General features: G+C 64.5%; 14 protein-coding genes. 5 read left to right on the top strand and 9 right to left on the bottom strand.

Annotated features, from left to right (window positions below; genetic code table 11):
- Nucleotides 1-13: 13 nt before the first annotated feature.
- Together FXV83_RS05760 and FXV83_RS05755 are read right to left on the bottom strand one after the other, a co-directional pair.
- Nucleotides 14-1,936 carry a propionyl-CoA synthetase gene (locus tag FXV83_RS05760; protein ID WP_148738234.1) on the bottom strand — a complete coding sequence of 641 codons (1,923 nt, stop codon included), beginning with the start codon at nt 1,934-1,936 and terminating at the stop codon, nt 14-16.
- 363 nt (nt 1,937-2,299) lie between these two features.
- Nucleotides 2,300-3,076 (bottom strand): hypothetical protein, encoded by a 777-nt coding sequence (locus tag FXV83_RS05755; RefSeq protein ID WP_148738233.1) that lies wholly within the window; start codon nt 3,074-3,076, stop codon nt 2,300-2,302.
- Nucleotides 3,077-3,176: 100 nt separating this feature from the next.
- Here FXV83_RS05755 and FXV83_RS05750 point away from each other — a divergent pair, with 100 nt between their 5' ends.
- A complete protein-coding gene (locus FXV83_RS05750) occupies nt 3,177-4,721 on the top strand; it encodes a cation:proton antiporter (RefSeq protein ID WP_148738232.1) in 1,545 nt (514 codons plus the stop codon).
- Nucleotides 4,722-4,973: 252 nt separating this feature from the next.
- The gene (locus tag FXV83_RS05745) at nt 4,974-5,744 is read left to right on the top strand and encodes a hypothetical protein (RefSeq protein ID WP_148738231.1); all 771 of its coding nucleotides are present in this window, start codon (nt 4,974-4,976) and stop codon (nt 5,742-5,744) included.
- A gap of 197 nt (nt 5,745-5,941) precedes the next feature.
- Here FXV83_RS05745 and FXV83_RS05740 read toward each other — a convergent pair whose 3' ends face one another.
- The 5 genes from FXV83_RS05740 to FXV83_RS05720 form a co-directional block, all read right to left on the bottom strand.
- A complete protein-coding gene (locus FXV83_RS05740) occupies nt 5,942-6,748 on the bottom strand; it encodes an SDR family NAD(P)-dependent oxidoreductase (protein WP_148738230.1) in 807 nt (268 codons plus the stop codon).
- A 94-nt stretch (nt 6,749-6,842) separates the two neighbouring features.
- A complete protein-coding gene (locus FXV83_RS05735; RefSeq protein WP_148738229.1) occupies nt 6,843-7,256 on the bottom strand; it encodes a DUF1850 domain-containing protein in 414 nt (137 codons plus the stop codon).
- Nucleotides 7,217-9,328 carry a TRAP transporter permease gene (locus tag FXV83_RS05730; RefSeq protein WP_187435682.1) on the bottom strand — a complete coding sequence of 704 codons (2,112 nt, stop codon included), beginning with the start codon at nt 9,326-9,328 and terminating at the stop codon, nt 7,217-7,219. The genes FXV83_RS05735 and FXV83_RS05730 overlap by 40 nt, the downstream gene beginning before the upstream one ends.
- A gap of 154 nt (nt 9,329-9,482) precedes the next feature.
- Nucleotides 9,483-10,430, bottom strand: coding sequence for a TAXI family TRAP transporter solute-binding subunit (locus FXV83_RS05725; RefSeq protein ID WP_148738228.1), 948 nt, complete (start codon nt 10,428-10,430; stop codon nt 9,483-9,485).
- A 363-nt stretch (nt 10,431-10,793) separates the two neighbouring features.
- Nucleotides 10,794-11,273, bottom strand: a complete 480-nt coding sequence (locus FXV83_RS05720; protein WP_148738227.1) for a hypothetical protein — start codon at nt 11,271-11,273, stop codon at nt 10,794-10,796.
- Between the two features lie 187 nt (nt 11,274-11,460).
- Here FXV83_RS05720 and FXV83_RS05715 point away from each other — a divergent pair, with 187 nt between their 5' ends.
- Nucleotides 11,461-11,763 (top strand): hypothetical protein, encoded by a 303-nt coding sequence (locus FXV83_RS05715; protein ID WP_148738314.1) that lies wholly within the window; start codon nt 11,461-11,463, stop codon nt 11,761-11,763.
- Nucleotides 11,764-11,963: 200 nt separating this feature from the next.
- Here FXV83_RS05715 and FXV83_RS05710 read toward each other — a convergent pair whose 3' ends face one another.
- Both FXV83_RS05710 and FXV83_RS05705 read right to left on the bottom strand, forming a co-directional pair.
- Nucleotides 11,964-13,154, bottom strand: a complete 1,191-nt coding sequence (locus tag FXV83_RS05710; protein ID WP_148738226.1) for a hypothetical protein — start codon at nt 13,152-13,154, stop codon at nt 11,964-11,966.
- A gap of 56 nt (nt 13,155-13,210) precedes the next feature.
- Nucleotides 13,211-13,840 (bottom strand): NUDIX hydrolase, encoded by a 630-nt coding sequence (locus tag FXV83_RS05705; RefSeq protein WP_148738225.1) that lies wholly within the window; start codon nt 13,838-13,840, stop codon nt 13,211-13,213.
- A gap of 67 nt (nt 13,841-13,907) precedes the next feature.
- Between FXV83_RS05705 and FXV83_RS05700 the strand changes: the two genes are divergently transcribed.
- Together FXV83_RS05700 and FXV83_RS05695 are read left to right on the top strand one after the other, a co-directional pair.
- The gene (locus tag FXV83_RS05700; protein WP_235939316.1) at nt 13,908-14,333 is read left to right on the top strand and encodes a PaaI family thioesterase; all 426 of its coding nucleotides are present in this window, start codon (nt 13,908-13,910) and stop codon (nt 14,331-14,333) included.
- 178 nt (nt 14,334-14,511) lie between these two features.
- Nucleotides 14,512-15,534 (top strand): aldo/keto reductase, encoded by a 1,023-nt coding sequence (locus FXV83_RS05695; RefSeq protein WP_187435681.1) that lies wholly within the window; start codon nt 14,512-14,514, stop codon nt 15,532-15,534.
- Nucleotides 15,535-15,548 lie beyond the last annotated feature (14 nt).

Raw genomic sequence — 15,548 nt, 5'->3', positions numbered from 1 at the left:
CCCAACGCTGCCGTCACACCCTCCCCTTCAGCGCCTCGCCGATCTCGTCCAGCACTTTGGGGTCCTCGATCGTCGCCGGCATGATCCAGGCCTCGCCGTCTGCAATCTTCTTAATGGTGCCGCGCAAGATCTTTCCGGAGCGCGTCTTGGGCAGGCGGCCGACGGTGATGGCGAGCTTGAAGGCGGCGACGGGGCCGAGCTTGTCGCGCACAAGTGCGACAATCTCCTTCTCGATCTCGCCAGGCGCGCGCTTGACGCCGGCCTTGAGCACCAGGAAGCCGCAGGGCACCTCGCCCTTGATCGCGTCCTTGACGCCGAGCACGGCGCATTCGGCGACATCCGGATGCGAGGCCAAAATCTCCTCCATGCCGCCGGTGGACAGGCGATGGCCGGCGACATTGATGATGTCGTCGGTGCGGCCCATCACGAAGACATAGCCGTCCTCGTCCTTGTAGCCGGCATCCGAGGTCTTGTAGTAGCCGGGGAATTCGGTGAGGTAGGCTTCCTTGAAGCGCGCATCCTGATTCCACAGCGTCGGCAGGCAGCCTGGCGGCATCGGCAGCTTGATGACGATCGAGCCCATGGTGTTGGGACCGACGGGTTTCGCCGCTTCGTCGACCACGTCGACCTGATAGCCCGGCATCGGCACCGTCGGCGAGCCGTGCTTCACCGGCAGCATGCCGAGGCCGACCGGATTGCCGGCGATGCACCAGCCGGTTTCGGTCTGCCACCAATGGTCGATCACCGGCACCTTCAACTGCGCTTCCGCCCATTCCACCGTCGGCGGATCGGCGCGCTCACCGGCGAGGAACAGCGTGCGGAATCTGGAGAGGTCGTATTGCCGGATGAACTTGCCTTCCGGATCGTCCTTGCGAATGGCGCGGAACGCGGTCGGCGCGGTGAAGAAGGCGACTGCCTTGTGCTCCGAAATCACGCGCCAGAACGCGCCGGCATCAGGCGTGCCGACCGGCTTGCCCTCGTACATGACCGTGGTCGCGCCATGCAGCAGCGGGCCGTAGACGATGTAGCTGTGGCCGACCACCCAGCCGATATCGGAGCCGCACCACCAGACCTCGCCGGGCTTGACGCCGTAGAGGTTGAACATCGACCATTTCACCGCGACGAGATGGCCGCCATTGTCGCGCACGACGCCCTTGGGAATGCCGGTCGTGCCCGAGGTGTAGAGGATGTAGAGCGGGTCAGTGGCGGCGACCGGCACGCAAGGTGCTTTCTTGCCGTCGTTCATCGCCTTGCGGCGCAGGCTCGCCCAATCGTAATCGCGCCCCGGCGTCAGGTCGCAGATGTGCTGCGGACGTTGCAGCACGGTGCAGGCTTTCGGCTTGCTGCCCGCGAGCCTGATCGCCTCGTCGAGCAGCGGCTTGTAGTGCACGATGCGGCCGGGCTCGAGGCCGCAACTCGCCGACAGGATCAGTTTTGGCTGCGCATCGTCGATGCGGGTTGCGAGCTCCTTCGCCGCAAAGCCGCCGAACACCACCGAGTGCACTGCACCGATCCGGGCGCAAGCGAGCATCGCGACCACCGCCTCCGGCACCATCGGCATATAGAGGATAACGCGGTCGCCTTTGGCGACGCCGAAATCCTGCATGATTGCGGCGAGCGCCTGCACCTCGTCCAGGAGCTCGGCATAGGTGAATTTTGTGACCGCGTTGGTGAGCGGCGAATCATGGATCAGTGCGACCTGGTCGGCGCGGCCGCGTTCGACGTGTCGATCCAGCGCGTTGTAGCAGGTGTTGACGACGCCGCCGCTGAACCAGCGGCCGTAGGTTCCCTGGGTGGCGTCGAAGATCTTTTTCGGCGGCTCGATCCAATCGATCTCCTTTGCCGCCTCGGCCCAAAAGCCCTCGGGATCGGCCAGCGAGCGCGCATGGACCTCGTGATAGCGGCCCTTTCCTTCCACGGTTCCCTGGACATTCATGCCTGCGCTCCCGTTCCCTTCGTCCGCCTTGCCTTGACCTGACGACAGGACATCCGTCCCGCATTGACCAGGATCAATCGCCGGCTATTGTTTAGGGGGTATTCTCCCGGGAACGGGCCGCGGTTCAAGCTGAAAAGGATGGGCCTTTTGGAGGAGAGAGCGAGCTGTCACTGCGTCGGCGGTGCGCTCCCTCGCCCCGTTCTTACGGGGCCGCGACGAGCTTCGCTCGCGCGGAGAGGGTTGGGGTGAGGGGCTGTTTCCGCAATTTCGGCACAACTTGAGTTCGCGGAGGCTCCCCCTCACCCGGATCGCATCTGCGATGCGCTCCGGCCTCTCCCCGCAGGCGGGGAGAGGCAAAGAACTTCAAAATCCGTCGATCCCATTTAGCCGCTGCAGCCTGTCCTGCATCGCCTTCTTCAGATCGTATCCGGGTCGCCCAAACTGCGCGTTGCGGCGGGCGATGAAATCGTCCTGCTCGCGCTGGAGCGTGCGCGCATCGAGGTCCGGCTTTCGCATGCTTTGCGCCTCGCGGACCGCGCGCGCGTTGGCCGCAAAAACCTCGCGGTCGAGATCGGCGAGCTCGCGGTTGGCGCAGATCGCTTTCTCCACGGCGCGGCGCGCGCTCCTGCAATTGAAGCTGGGCTTGCCGGCGACCGCCATCTGCGCGCCGATCCGCTCCAGCTCACGCGCCATCGCTTTGTGATTGGCCTTGGCCTGCTCGTGGTTCGGATCGATTTTCAGCGCCGCGCCAAAATCCTGCACCGCCCTCGGGCGGTCGCCCTTCTTCAGCCAGAGCTCGCCGCGCGCGTTGAAGACATCGGCAAGCGTCGGATCGACCTGCAACGCGCGGCTATCGTCGGCGATGGCGCGGTCGGTCTGGTCATGTCGCGCCAGCAGCGCGCCGCGCGCAATCAGCGCTTTGATCAGGTCTGGCTTCGCCGTCTTCTCGTTGTCGATCACCGCGGCGCAGGCTGGCCCCGCGTTGTCCATGTCGTCGGCGGCGGCAGCCGCAAGACATGGCCCGATGTCGACCTGCGCCACCGCAGCCGACTCGCTGCCGGTCGCCGCATGGGCTGCACCGAGCAAGAGCGCGCAAAGCAGCACGGCACCGGAAAATTCGATCGGGACGGTGAAACGCATTGTTGTAGTCGGAAGCCTTGCTTTGTGGCCTTACTATCCATCATACGGCCGGATTGATGCTAGGTTGTGGCGTCGCTCAAATCGGTTTCGGGGCTCTCAATTGTCGACATTCGAATGGATCATCGCGCTGCTGCTCGGAGCCGTTGCATTATCGGCGCTGGCGCGGCGGATCAAGGTCCCCTACCCGACCTTCCTCGCCATCGGCGGCGCGCTGATCGCCTTCATCCCATCGAGCCCGTCCTGGACGCTGGAGCCCGACCTGGCTCTGGCCCTTTTTGTCGCACCGGTGCTGCTGGACGCCGCCTTCGACACTTCGCTGCGCGATCTCCGCAACAACTGGATTCCGGTCTCGACCCTGGTCGTGGCCGCCGTCGGCATGACCACGGCCGGCGTCGCGCTGGTCGCGCATTGGCTGATGCCGGACATTCCCTGGGCCGCCGCGGTTGCGCTCGGCGCGATCGTGGCGCCGCCGGATGCCGCGGCCGCGGTCGCGATCCTCAGCCAAGTGAAACTACCCTACCGCATGGTGAAGGTGCTGGAGGGCGAGAGCCTGCTCAACGATGCCACCGCGCTGCTGATCTATCGCATCGCGGTCGGCGCCATCGTCATGGAGCACCTGAAGTGGAGCGAGGTCGCGCCGACGATTGCGCTGGCGCTAGTCGGCAGCGTCATCGCCGGCCTCCTGGCAGGCCGCATCATCCCGCTGTTCATGGAGCGGGTGACGGAGGCGCCGAGCGCGATCATCGTGCAATTCGCCACCACTTTCATGATCTGGATCGGTGCTGAACATCTCGGCCTCTCCGGCATCCTCACCATCGTGGTCTACGCCATCACCATGGCACGCACGGCGCCGGCCCGCATGCCGGCACGGCTGCGGGTACCGTCCTATGCGGTGTGGGAGACGATGGTGTTCGTGCTCAACGTGCTCGCCTTCATGCTGATCGGCATGCAGATGCGGCCGATCTGGACGCGGCTAGATGCGGACGTGCGCTGGGAATATTGCATGGCGGCAGCCTGGATCCTGCTCACGGTGATCCTGGTGCGGCTTGCCTGGGTAACGTTCTACCGCACGACGCTGCGCGCGCTGATGGCGCACGGGATCTATCACCCGAAGGATCCAAAGGCCGTCGCCTCACCCAAGGGCGGGCTGATCATCTCCTGGTGCGGCATGCGTGGCCTCGTCACGCTCGCCACCGCCTTCGCGCTGCCGGAAAGCTTTCCCTATCGCGATTTCATCGTCTTCAGTGCGTTTGCAGTCGTGCTCGGCACGCTGGTCGTGCAGGGGCTGACGCTGCGGCCGCTGATCCTGGCCTTCGGCCTCAAGGACGACGATCCCGTCGGCATCGAGGTCGCGCGTGCCCGTGCGGTCGCCTATCGCGCGGCGCTCGACGCGATCGAGGACGATCCGTCGGAGGAGGCGGAAATCCTGCGGCTTGAATATCGCGCCATCCTGATGCAGACGGACGACGATCCGCACGGCGGTATCGCCAATGGCGAACTGCCCGCCGACCCCCTGCGCCGCCGCGCCATCGAAGCCGCCCGAAAATCGATCTTCGACCTGCGCGCCACCGAAGTGATCGGCGACGACGCCTTCCACCGGATCGAGGAAGAGCTCGATCGCGCGGAATTGAGCGCGGGAGGATGAATCCCTCCACCGCCAAACTCCACCGTCGTCCCGGACAAGCGCGCCCAAAGCGCGCACAGATCCGGGACCCATAGCCCCGAATGTCCATTTGAAGCAGGCTGGAGCAACCAGAGTGCCCATTGCAGCGGCCTGTGGTTATGGGTCCCGGATCTGCGCTTACGCTTGTCCGGGACGACGGCCGGGATTGGGGCAGCAGCCCATTGCACCGCGAACAACATTGAACCAAATGCCACCTCCCCAGACTCATCCCTCATGACGACCCTGATTGACGACCGTCGTGTACGCGCGCGTGATGCGTCGCCTGCACGATATTTTTATCTCCATATGGCGCTGGCCTGCGCGGCCACCGCGTTTCTCGGCTTCGCACCGACCTATTGGGTGCCGCTCGTCAACCGGACATTCTCCACCAGCCCGGTGATCCATTTTCACGGACTCTTGTTCTTTACCTGGACCCTCTATTTCGTGCTCCAGACCTGGCTGGCTGCCTCGGGCCGCGTGGCCAATCACCGTTCGCTCGGCATCGCCGGCGTGTCGCTCGCGACCGCGATGACGATCTTCGGCTTCCTCGCCTCAGTGCATGTGATGCAGCATTCCGCCGCGCTCGGGCAAAAAGAAGCCGGCATCGCCTTCTCTATCGTGCCTATGAGCGGGATCGCGTTCTTCGCCGTGGTGTTCATGCTCGCGATCATGAACACGCGAAAGCCCGAAATTCACAAGCGCCTGATGCTGCTCGCCGCGGTCTCGATCCTCGACGCCGCGATCGCGCGCTGGTTCCTGACCTTCCTCGCGCCTCCCGGACCGCCCGGTCCGCCGCCGGTGCCCGTGACCATCGCGCCGGCCGTCGTCGCCTCGCTGCTGCTCGTCGTCGCCATGGTGCGCGACTGGCGCACCGAAGGCCGAGTGCATCCGGTCTACATCTACGGCACGCTGGCGATGCTGTTGGTGAAGGTGCTGAACTGGCCGATCAGCGAGACGGCGGCGTGGCATTCCTTCGCCGGCGGGATTCTGGCGCTGGCGCAGTGAGCACCACAAGCTCCGCCGTCGTCCCGGACAAGCGAGCGAAGCAGAGCGCAGATCCGGGACCCATAACCACAGGCTGATGTGGTTACGAAGACTCGGAGTTACCGGCTAGCAAAACAACTCCGCCACATGGTTATGAGTCCCGGATCGGCGCGCGCTTTGGGCGCGCTTGTCAGGGACGACAGCGGTCTGTGCGGAGATTACGCCCCCGCCTTGCACGTAATCCCGCCGTCCACGACGAGTTCGATGCCCGTCACGTATTTGGACTCGTCCGACGCCAGGAACAGCGCCGCATTGGCGACGTCCCAGGCATCGCCCATGTGGCCCATCGGCACCTGCGCGTCGCGGGCGCGCCACATCGCTTCGACGTCGCCCTTGGCGTAGCTGGCGGCGAGGCCGGCGGAATGTGCGACCATCGGCGTCTTCATCAGGCCGGGCAGGATCGCATTGACGCGCACATGATGGCGCGCGAACTCGATCGCGGTGGTGCGCGTCATCTGGTTCATCGCCGCCTTCGAGGTGCCGTAGGTGACGTAGGAGATGCCCATGTGGCGGATCGAGGCAATCGAGGAGATGTTGATGATCGAGCCGCCGCCCTGCTTCACCATGACTGGGATGACGTGCTTCATGGCGAAATAGGCGCTCTTGAGGTTGACGCTGAAGACGCGGTCCCAGCTCTCTTCGGTCACCTCGACCACGCTGCCCATCTCGGCAATGCCGACATTGTTGTCGAGCACGTCGATGCGGCCGTAAGCTTTGAGACACGCCGCGACCATCGCCTCGACCTCGCTCGCGCGCGAGACATCGGCCGTGAAGGCGGTCGCCTTGCCGCCCTCGTCCGCGATGATCTTCGCGGTCTCCTCAGCCGCGGCACCATTGCGATCGACGCAAAACACCTGCGCGCCCTCGCGCGCAAAGGTCGCCGCGGTGGCCTTGCCGTTGCCCCAGCCCGGTCCGATCGAGCCGGCTCCCACCACCATCGCAACCTTGCCCTTGAGCCGATCCATCGCGTTTCTCCCTGGTCATTATTAATTGTAGCCCGGATGGAGCGCAGCGTAATCCGGGGCGACTGTCCTCGGATTACGCTTTGCTCCATCCGGGCTACGGATCGTTACAAACTTTCATCGTGGTGACGTTAGCACCGATGGGATGGCCGACAATCTCCGACAGCGTCCGGCACGCGCCGTCATGACATAGCCGCCATTCACCGGCCGCACCGGAATTGCCAAGCACGACCTCCTGCATCGGACCGCGCTTCGGCTGCCATTGAAACCAGCCGTCGACAAGCCGCGCTTCGGGCGGTGGCTCCATGCCGGCGCCGGTGCCCTTCACCCGCGCCTGCACGAGCTCGAGGCCGGCCGGTGTGACGCGCCAATCCTCCTGCCAGTCGACCTTCTCGATCGAGTGCGTCCACACCAGCGTGAACGCGGAAAGCGCCAGCGCCTTCACACCTCCCGCTGTTGCGAAGCAGAGGCTCACATCGCCTCGACCGGCGTCGGTGGACGCTGCCGCCATTGCCACAGCACCAGCGTGGCGGCGAGCACGAAGCCCACGGCGTCGCTGAATGGAAAATCGCCGAGCAGGCATAACGCGGCGCCGAGCGCGACCACGCGTTCGAGCAGCGTCAGGCGCGTGAACAGGAAGCCGATCGCGACCATGCCGAACAGCGCGATTGCCACCAGCGCCTTGAGGCTCGCGAGCGCCACCGCACCGTAGAAGCCGAGCTTTGCCGCCATGGGATCGCCGGCTTGCAGCATCAAAGCCGGCGAATAGACGAAGATGAAGGGAATGACATAGCCGGCGAGCGCGATGCGCATCGCCTCCCAGCCGATCTTGTCCGGATTCTCCTTCGCGATCGGCGCCGCCGCGAGCGCGGCCAGCGCCACCGGCGGCGAGAGGTCGGCCATGATGCCGTAATAGAACGCGAACATGTGGCTGGCGATCAGGGGCACGCCGAGCTTTGCCAGCGCAGGCGCAGCAAGCGCGGCAGTGATGATGTAGGTTGGGATCGTCGGGATGCCGGTGCCGAGCAAGATCGACAGCAGCATCGTCATGATCAGCGCCAGGAACAGGCTCTTCTCGCCAAGACCGATCACCCAGCCGCCGAAGATGGTGCCGACGCCGGTCTGCGACATCATGCCGATGATGACGCCGACAATGGCGCATGCCATGCCGACGGTGATGGCGGACTTGGCGCTTTCGGCCAGCGCATCGCGGCAAGCGCGCAGGGCGGCAAACCCGCCGCGTACGAACGCGGTGATGACGATCAAGGCAACGACGATGCCAGCGACCGGCACGATCTGGAGGCCATCACGTGACAGCGCGGCGACGACGAGCGCGAGCCCGATCCAGAAGATGTAGCGGATCGCCGTGTGGGAGACGCCCGCCGTGATGCGGGCGCCCAGAATCAACGCCACCGTCAGGGCGAGGCCCATGCTGCCGGCATAGAGCGGCGTAAAACCTTCGAACAGCATGAAGACCAGCGCCGCGAGCGGCAGCACGAGATACCAGCGCGTCACCAGCGCCTTCCAGGCGCTTGGGATTTCCGAGCGCTTCATGCCGGTGAGGCCATGCTTGCCGGCTTCCAGATGCACCATCCAGAACGCGGAGGCGAAATAGAGCACCGCGGGGATCGCCGCCGCCTTGACGATTTCCGAGTACTGGACGCCTAGCGTCTCCGCCATGATGAAGGCGACCGCGCCCATCACCGGCGGCATGATCTGCCCGCCCATCGACGCCGTGGCCTCGACGCCGGCTGCAAACGCGCGGCGGTAGCCGAACCTGATCATCAGCGGAATCGTGAACTGGCCGACGGTGACGACATTGGCGACGCCGGAGCCGGAGATCGTGCCCATCATGCCCGATGCGAACACCGCGACCTTGGCCGGACCGCCGCGGGTGCGGCCGAACAGCCCGAGCGAGACGTCGGTGAAGAGCTGGATCATGCCGGCGCGCTCCAGGAACGAGCCGAACAGGATGAACAGGAAGATATAGGTCGCCGAGACGTAGATCGGCACGCCGTAGAAGCCTTCGGTGCCGAACGACAGATGCGTGATGATCTGGTCGAAATCATAGCCGCGATGGTTGAGCGGCGACGGCAAATACTGGCCGAAGAACCAGTAGACCAGACAGGCGCCGCACATCAGCGGCAGCGCCGCACCCATCAGCCGCCGCGTGCCCTCGAAGATCAGGACCGCAAGCAGCGTGCCGACTACGAGATCGAGCCGCGTCGGATCGCCGTCACGCGCGATCAGATCGGCGTAGAAAATCCACTGATAGAGCCCGCAGACAAATCCGGCGCCGCCGATCAGCCAGCCGAGCGCGCGGCCAAAATCGCTTTTGGCGGTGAAATTGCCGATCAGGCCGAAGGTGAGGAGAATGAGAAAGCCGACATGGACGCCGCGCACGACCTGGCTGGGCAGATAGTTGAAGGCGGCGACATAGAGCTGGAAGGTCGCGAAGGCGATGCCGATCCAGTAGGCGGGATGACCCCACCAACCCGGACCAAAACCCTCCGGAAAGCCGTGCTCGAAATTGTCGAACTCGACCTTGATCGGCGCTTCGGTGCCTTCTGCCTTTTCCAGCATTTCAACTCGTCCCCAAGCGCTTATCGAATTGGCACAGCATCTCCAAACCGTCATGCCCGGGCTTGTCCCGGGCATCCACGATCTTTCTCACCTGGCCTTAGAACGTGGATGGCCGGGACAAGCCCGGCCATGACGACCGATTGCGAGAGCCGATCTACTTGATCAGCCCCTTTTCCTTGTAGTAGCGGATCGCGCCGGGGTGCAGCGGAACCGGGCTGCCACTGGCCGCCGTCTCGAGCTTGATCTCCTTGCCCGCGGCATGGGCGTTCTGCAATTCCGGAAGCGACTCGTAGACCAGCTTGGTCATCTGATAGGCGAGATCGTCCGACACCGCCGAGCTGGTGACGAGATAGTTGATCACGGCCGCGGTCGGCACGTCCTTGTCCTGCCCGGTATAGGTGCTGGCGGGAATGGTCGCCGCGATGAAGGGCGGGCCGATCTTGTCGACGGTTTCCTTCGGCACCGAGACCACCGTGATTGGGCTTGAGGTCGAGAGATCCTTCAGCGAGGCCACGCCGAGCCCGGCCGATTGCAGCGTCGCGCCAAGCTGACGGTTCTTCATGAGGTCCACGGATTCGGCGAACGGCAGGTACTCGACCTTGCCGAGGTCCTTGTAGCTCATGCCGGCGGCGGCGAGGATCGCGCGCGAGTTCAGCTCCGTGCCGGATTTCGGCGCGCCGACCGAGAGGCTCTTGCCCTTGAGGTCCGCGAGCGTCTTGATGCCGGACTCGGCGGTCGCGACGATCTGGATGTAGTTCGGATAGATCGCGCCGATGGTGCGCAGCTTGTCGAGCTTGGTCTTGAAGCCCGCCTCCTCCTCGCCGTCCCAGGCGGCCTTGAGCGAATCGCCCAGCGTGAATGCCAGCTCGCCGCGGCCCTGCTGCAGCAGGATGAGGTTCTCGACCGACGCCTTGGTGGCCTGCACCTGCGTCTTCACGTTCGGAATCTTGTCGCCGTAGATTTTCCCGATCGCAACCCCGAGCGGATAGTAGACGCCGGAGGTGCCGCCGGTCAGCACGTTGATGAAGGATTGCGCCTGCGCGCAAGGTGCCGACGCCGCCAGAGCAACAGCCGCGGCCACGCCGAAAAAGGTCCGTTTCATGATTTTTATACTCCCCAAACCGGCGGGGAAATTGGCCGGATGAGAGGGCCGGGTCAACCCATCCAATAGGCCAAAAAGGGATGCGGTAAACGGCTGGCGCGGCTCGATTTTTGGGGAACCGGGCAGGTGCGGCGACGTGGCGCAGCCGAGGCGAATTAGGTGAGGCTCTTCGCTGGCGCGGCAGGCTCGGTCACCTCTCCCGCGTGCGGGTCGCGCCGAAGGCGCGGGTGAGGGTTCTGTCCTCTAGGGGATTGTCCCATTGTGGAGGCACCCTCTCCCCAACCCCTCCCCCGCAAGCGGGGGAGGGAGCGCACCTTTTACGAGGCAACGATGGGCTTGGCCCCATCACGCGTGAGCGCACCTTCACTGGAAGGTCATGTCCAGGCACTTGGAGATGTCGGAGCCGAGGCCGGAGGAGATGATGATGCAGCCGCGCACCTTCTGTGCGGTCACGTCCGCGGCCCAGACCGAGTAGCCGCCGGGACCGAAGAACGAATTGGTGTTCGGCGGCTCGGTCTCGGTGGCGTCGAAATCGTAATGACCGTCGGTCTCGAAGATGCGCGGCTTCTTGGTGCAGCCGCCGTCGGTCTGGACGTTGATGACTTCCTTGTTGTCGCGGGTCAGTGCCAGCGAGACCTGGCAGCGGAAATAATCCGAGGTCTTGGTGTTGAAGAGGTAGGTGTAGGATTTACAGGTCGCTGTGTTCAGCTTGCCCGGGGCAAGGCCGCGGCTGCACGAAATCCGCTGGTTGTGGCTGAGCTGGTAATCATCAGCCCGGGCGGCCGGCGCCAGCGCCGTCAGCAACAGTGCGGCGGCCCCGCAGGCTTTCACGACATGGTTCATCCGAATCATCCCCACCAATATTTTTGTCGAATTGCGTTCTAGACGGAAAGCGGACCATAGTCGTGAGGGGGCGAAGGGAAAATCACAAGCTGCTGGGCAAGACGTGATGCGCTGCGGCGCTTTCGCAAATTGACCCGAAATAGCGTTCGTGATTTGTTCAGGCGCCCCATGGCGGGGAGGATGGATGATGGCATTTTCAACGAAGACATTTGCACTGGTAATCGTGCTGGGCGCGTTCGCTGCGCCCGCACTCGCGCAGACCGCGGCAATGCCGTGGGATCTCAAGCCTGACATGGGCTACGCCTATGACAAGGATGGCAAGACCTTTTCCTACAAGATGGGCACCAGCAATGCCGGCGAACTTTTAAAGGGCGCCAAGAAGGTGCCCCGCGGCACGCTGTTCTTCATCGGCCACAACGGCCAGCTCTACATGCGCACCGGCCCTTATCTCGAAGGCGATGGCAAGTTCAAGTTCGGGTCGGATCAGTAAGGGGTCCGGCGACGGCACCTCGTGCTCGGTGTCGTCCCGGACAAGCGAGCGAAGCGGAGCGCTGATCCGGGACCTATATCCAGCGGAAGACATTGGGACGTGAGATTTGCGTTACCGAGTCTTCGCCAAACCACATCCCGTGGCTATGGGTCCCGGATCTGCGCGCGCCTTAGGCGCGCTTGTCCGGGACGACGGTGCCTTTAAAACGCCCCCGCCAGCTCCCGCGCACCGGCATTGTTGCCGTTGCTGTCCATCCGCGCATCGGTTATCGCGAGCAACTTCGCCACCGTGTTGTGGCGGATCGCGACCGGGTTGCGCTCATAGCCGCCGCGCTGGAAGAAGTTCGAGGTCGGCACCTGCTCGCGCATCGCCTGCGGCATCGTCACCATGTCGAGCCCGGTACCGTCGCCGGTGAGATTCATCATCTCGAGCTCGGCCGCGGTGAGCGGACGGGTGTAGCCCTTGGCGCGCGCGAACAGCACTGAGGTCAAGAGCTTGTGGGTCTGCAGCATCGGGCCGACATCGATGTCGAGTACCATCGCATGCATGGCCCAGCCCTGTGCGGTGTTGCCGATCTTCTCGTGCTCCGACCAGGTATCCGGCACCGACTTCGCATGCGCCACCATGCCCTTCAGAACGCCGAGCTTGTGCTCCAGCGTCTTGCGGGCCGGCCCTGGGGTTCGCGCCACCTTCTCGCTCAGCGCGCGGATGAATTCATGGCCCTGTTCGGCGAGCAGCTCGACGCTATTGGTGGTCAGCAGCTGGTTGTAGCCCATCGCGGTCGAGATCGCACGCTTGCCGCCATGTTCAATTCCCGCCTGCACGTCGTAGCTGCCGGTACCGCCGGTCTCGAATGCATAGACCCGCACCGCCTGCTCGCGCGTCAGCCCTGAAGCCAGCGCGTAGCGGGCGTAGACACGCTTGAACTCGAGCTCGGACGCCGGCCGCTGTGGAATGAACTCGTAGAGCTCCTGCGCCGCGCGCAGGAGATCGGCGACCACGGGGATAGGCTTTCGCACGGGGCGCTCCGGCGTTTCCTCCGGCTCCGGGTTCACCGGCCGCTTCGGCCCGGTATAGAGCGGCGGGTGCTCTAGCACGTAATCGTCGAGCGTGACCTGCTGTCCGCTGCGCCGCTTGGCATTACGGCCGCGCCGCTTCTCCGAGATCTGGCTCCAATAGGCGCCGGCCTCGGCATCAAAGGCGGCGCGCGCCTCCTGGTACTCGGCGAGCTTGCGGCGATAGTCCGCGATTGCCTGTGGCGAGGCTTGCGCCATCGCGTTCCTGAGGACGAGCGGCAGCGCGTCGGCGTCGCCGCCTCGCGCCGCCGGCGCGAGCAGGACGAGCGCAAGTGGAACCAGTGTCAGGGCGCGTCGAATCGGGATGTGATGCATGCCGCACTTGTAGCAGGCATCCGGTAACCGTCACGTTAACGCGCCGTTTACCATCGTCACTTCCAGGCGAACACCGGCTGTTCCAGCTCGGTCACGCGGGTCGGCCGCCCCGCCAGCACCTCGCGGAACTGATAAATCAGAGCTGCCGTCGGAGCGTGGATCAGACTCCCTTGATGATGGAAGCGGACCACGCGGCGCGCGCTTTCGGGGATGGCGACGAAGTCGAAGGCGTCATCGCGTTCGATCGTCGCGAGCCCGATGCGATGGACGGAGGCAACCTCATCCGGGTTGGGCCGGATCGTGGCGCCGTCGGCGGCCCAGACCACGACCGGCGTGACCAGATAGCCGGAGCGGGTCGGGTAGTCGTCGAGCAGGCCGAGCACGTCGTTGGTCGTGAGCTTGAGCGCAAGCTCCTCGTCGAGCTCGCGCAGCCCCGCCTCGACCGGCGTCTCTCCGGCATCGCAGCGGCCGCCTGGCAGGGCCCACTGACCGCGATGAGCGCGCAGATGTGATGCGCGCAGCGTGAGCAGGAAGGCGGTGTCGTCGCCGTCACCGGATGCAGTCAGCGCAAGCACCACCGCAGCGCGCTTCAGCGTCGACGGTTCGGCCGCGTCAGGCAGCCGCGCGAATGCCGCACAGGCATCTGCGATATTCCGTCTGGTGGCATCGTCGAAAGGTCTCATCATGCTTGACTACACCAGGACCGCGCTTGATGAAACGAAGAGAGATGTGCGTGCAGGGATGGACCTTGAGATGATCGACAAGACCGCCGCGAAGCTTAAATCAGACGGCTGGACCATCCTCGAGACCACAGGCTTCATGCACCTGATCGGTCCGCTCTGGGAGCGCAAGGTTGACGGCCATTACGAATTCGCACTGGCGACCGAGGACAAGCACCACAACCGCCGCGGCATGGTTCAGGGCGGCGTAATGATGACCTTCGCCGACCGCACCTGCGGCATGACCGCCCGCTACGAGACCGGCAAGCAATACATGGCGACCGTGCAGCTCGACACCCATTTCGTCGAGGCCGGCAAGATCGGCGACATCCTGATCTCCCGCCCCCGCGTGGTGCGCACGACGCGCAGCCTGATTTTCATGAGCACCGAGGTCAATGTGGATGACCGCTGCGTCGTGATGGCAAACGGCGTGTTCAAGATCTTGAAGGGACCGGAGTAGCGCCGCGCCCTCCTTCGTCCGGCGTTGCAACGACGGCGCTTCCGCGACCTCGTCATTGCGAGCGCAGCGACGCAATCCAGAATCTTTCCGCGGACGCATTTCTGGATTGCTTCGCTGCGCTCGCAATGACGGAGCTAGGTGGATATGCTACCGCCCATCGAACCATCGAGGATCGTCCATGCACTACCGCCAGCTCGGCCGCAGCGGCCTGAAGGTATCGCCGATCTGTCTCGGCACCATGATGTTCGGCGGTCCCACAGATGAAGCCGCCTCACAGCGCATCATTGCCAACGCACGCGAAGCCGGCATCAACTTCATCGACACGGCGGATGCCTATTCGAAAGGCGCATCCGAAGAGGTCGTCGGCCGCGCCATCGCTACCAACCGGCACGCCTGGGTGCTCGCGACCAAGCTCGCCAATCCCATGAATAAAGAAATGGGCAACGACCCCAATCGCGGCGGGCTGTCGCGGCGCTGGGTGTTGCAGGCGGCGGACGAGAGCCTGACGCGGCTCGGCACCGACCACATCGACATCTACTACCTGCACAAGGAGGACCACGCGACGCCGCTGGAGGAGACGGTCCGCGCTATGGGCGATTTGATCCGCGCCGGCAAGATCCGCTATTTCGGCGTCTCGAACTACCGCGCCTGGCGCGTTGCAGAGATCTGCAACATCTGTGACCGGCTCGGCATCGACCGGCCGGTGGCGAGCCAGCCGTATTACAACGCGATGAACCGCATGCCCGAGGTCGAGCACTTTCCGGCCTGCTCCTATTATGGCCTCGGCATCGTGCCCTATAGTCCGCTGGCGCGCGGCGTGCTCACCGGCAAATACAGTCCCGATGCAGCGCCGGACAAGGAGACGCGCGCCGGCCGCAACGACACCCGCATGATGCAGACGGAGTGGCGGCCGGAATCCTTGAGGCTCGCGCAGGAGATCAAGAGCCACGCCGAGAAGAAAGGCATCACCGCCGGCCAGCTCGCCGTCGCCTGGGTGCTCAACTCCGCCTTCGTCTCTTCCGTCATCGCCGGTCCCCGCACCGAGGCACAGTGGGATGACTATATCCGCGCGCTCGACTACTGCTTCACCGCCGATGACGAGGCGCTGATCGACCGCCTGGTGACGCCGGGTCATCCCTCGACGCCCGGCTATAACGATCCGGCTTATCCGATCGAGGGACGCCGCGCGCGAACGGCGTGAGAGCGGGAGACGAC

This window comes from Bradyrhizobium hipponense, assembly GCF_008123965.1.
In the GTDB taxonomy this organism is placed as follows: domain Bacteria; phylum Pseudomonadota; class Alphaproteobacteria; order Rhizobiales; family Xanthobacteraceae; genus Bradyrhizobium; species Bradyrhizobium hipponense.
Note: the sequence above shows the minus strand (reverse complement) of the source record. Positions and strands in the feature narration are given on the sequence as shown.